General features: G+C 71.1%; 3 protein-coding genes. All 3 read right to left on the reverse strand.

The features are described from left to right. On the reverse strand, positions 1-286 hold a 286-nt coding region (locus tag WA805_RS31865), incomplete at its 3' end, for a hypothetical protein (RefSeq protein WP_425244201.1). A gap of 143 nt (positions 287-429) precedes the next feature. After that, positions 430-1,125, reverse strand: a complete 696-nt coding sequence (locus WA805_RS31870) for a response regulator (protein WP_422277279.1) — start codon at positions 1,123-1,125, stop codon at positions 430-432. Between the two features lie 14 nt (positions 1,126-1,139). Further along, on the reverse strand, positions 1,140-2,282 hold a 1,143-nt coding region (locus WA805_RS31875; RefSeq protein WP_425244202.1), incomplete at its 5' end, for an ABC transporter permease.

Genomic DNA, 2,282 nt, shown 5'->3' on the forward strand with positions numbered 1-2,282 from the left:
CGCGCAGCAGCCGCATCCGCCGCACCTTGGTCCTGGCATCCGGGCGGGTCATGTCCGTCATCGCCATCAGCCACGCGGCGGAGCTGCCGTACCCGTCGCTGTCGTGGGCATCGGCCGCGTCGAACCGGGCCAGCACGGACGCATGCGCGGCGGTGAACTTCGCCTCGATCTCACCCAGCGACCGCAGCACCTGGCCGCACGCGGCGGCGTCCAGCTCCCCGGCACCCGAGCCGTTGAGGTAGTCCAGGCCGGCGTTCATCATCCGCAAAGCATCAGCGACGCCCATCTGGCCACCCCCTCCCGGTTATGCCGTGACTGATCGCCTGCCTCTCATCGTCCGCGCCACTCTTGTGGCCTAAATTTAGGCTAGCACACGTGTTCTAGAGAACACAATAGGTAGCATCAAGATCTTTTGGCCTGTGCGGGTGGTCAGGCTGCGGGGCCGGTGCCCAGGTAGCGGAGGACGGCCAGGACGCGGCGATGGCCGGTGTCGCCCGGGTGCAGGCCGAGCTTGGTGAAGATCGAGTTGATGTGCTTGCTTACCGCGCTGTCGGTGATGACCAGGGAGGCGGCGATCTCGGTGTTAGAGCGGCCCTCGGCCATGAGCGCCAGGACGTCGCGTTCCCGCTGGGTTAGTGCCGCCAGCGGGTCGGGACCCCTCCGCACCAGCAGCTGGGCGACGACTTCCGGGTCGAGCGCGGTGCCCCCCGCCGCGACCCGGCGCAGCGCGTCGAGGAACTCGGTCACGTCGGCGACGCGGTCTTTCAGCAGGTAACCAACGCTGCTGGTGTTGGCGGAGAGCAGGTCGGCCGCGTACCGTTCCTCGACGTACTGCGAGAGCACCAGGATCGCGGTGGCCGGCCATTGTTCGCGGATGAGCAGCGCCGCCCGGATGCCCTCGTCCGTGTAGGACGGGGGCATCCGGACATCGGCGATCACTACGTCGGGCCTTTCCCGCCCGACGGCCTCGACGAGTGCGGTCCCGTCTCCGGCGGTGGCGGCCACCTCGAACCCGGCGCCTTCCAGCAGCTTCACCAGGCCGGCGAGCAGCAGCACCGAGTCCTCGCCGATCACCACCCGGAGTCGGGTAGGGGTGGTGGCGGGGCTGGGGCTGGGGGTAGTCATGACGGCTCAGTATTTCACTCCGCGCGCAGGGCCGTGGCGGGACGGGCGCGGGCCGCCCAGCTCGCGGGCAGCAGCGCTCCCAGGACCGCGATGACGAGCGCCGCCAGGGCCAGCACGGCCAGCCGCAGCGGGCCGAACACCTGCGTGAAACTCGCGGGCACGCCGGTGTGCGCGGTGCCGGCCATGGCGTGCAACGTGGCGGTGTTCAGTGCCACCGCGACGGGCGCGGCGATCGCGCCGGCCAGGACGGCGGGCACGATGATCCAGCACACCACCATGGTGAGCACCTGCGACGGGCGCATGCCGAGCGACTTGAAGACTCCCAGGTCGTGGACCCGGTCCCTGGTGGTCATCAGCACCGTGTTGAGCACCCCGAGCCCGGCGGCGATCGCCACCATCAGCGAGAGCAGGCCGATCAGCTCGCTGGCGATCGAATAGAACTTGCCGCCGTCCGGCCCGGTCGCCGCGAACGGGCTCTGGCTGCCCAGCGCGTTGTTCACGCTGCTCATGTAGGCGGCGGCGCCGGTGCCCGGTCGCAGCCCGACGTCCGTCTGGTAGAAGTTCTCGGCGGTGGCGACGCCGGGGAGGGTCTGCGCGCTGCCGTACAGCCTGGGCTCCCTCGACGGCTCGAACACCTCACCGGTGATCCGCACGGTGACCTGCGCGGTGCCGGTGTTCACCGTCGCGGTGTCGCCCACGGCGAGGCCGCTCGCGTTCAGGAACGCGGTGTTGACCGCCACCTCGCCTGGCGCGCGGTACCAGCGGCCGGTGATCAGGCTGTAGCCGGTCCAGGACGAGTCGCCGCCGAACGCGAACGCCGTGACGTTCTCCGTCACGCCAGCGACCTTCACCCCCGCGGCGTATATGGACACGTCGCGTGCCGTGCCCGGCTGGGCGCGCAGCGCCGCGGTCATGGTCGCGAACTGCGCCGGGGTCGGCGACTGGTTCGGGCCGCCGCCAGGGCCGCCCTGCTGGATCTGCACCGGGACCGTGGCGGACTGGTTCTGGGCGGCCTCGGCCCGGCTCAGCGACGAGTGCAGGCCGACAGCGAAGATCACCGCAGTGGCGCCGAACGCGACGGCGGCGAGCGTCACCAGGGTGCGCGCCGGCCTGGCGAACGGGGCGGCGAGCCCCAGGCCCACCGGGCGCGGCAGCCG

It is taken from the genome of Trebonia sp. (assembly GCF_049794275.1).
In the GTDB taxonomy this organism is placed as follows: Bacteria; Actinomycetota; Actinomycetes; order Streptosporangiales; family Streptosporangiaceae; genus Trebonia.

Excerpts from the sequence above, each read along its gene's own strand:
- WA805_RS31870 (WP_422277279.1), bottom strand. The coding sequence starts at position 1,125 with ATGACTACCCCCAGCCCCAGCCCCGCCACCACCCCTACCCGACTCCGG.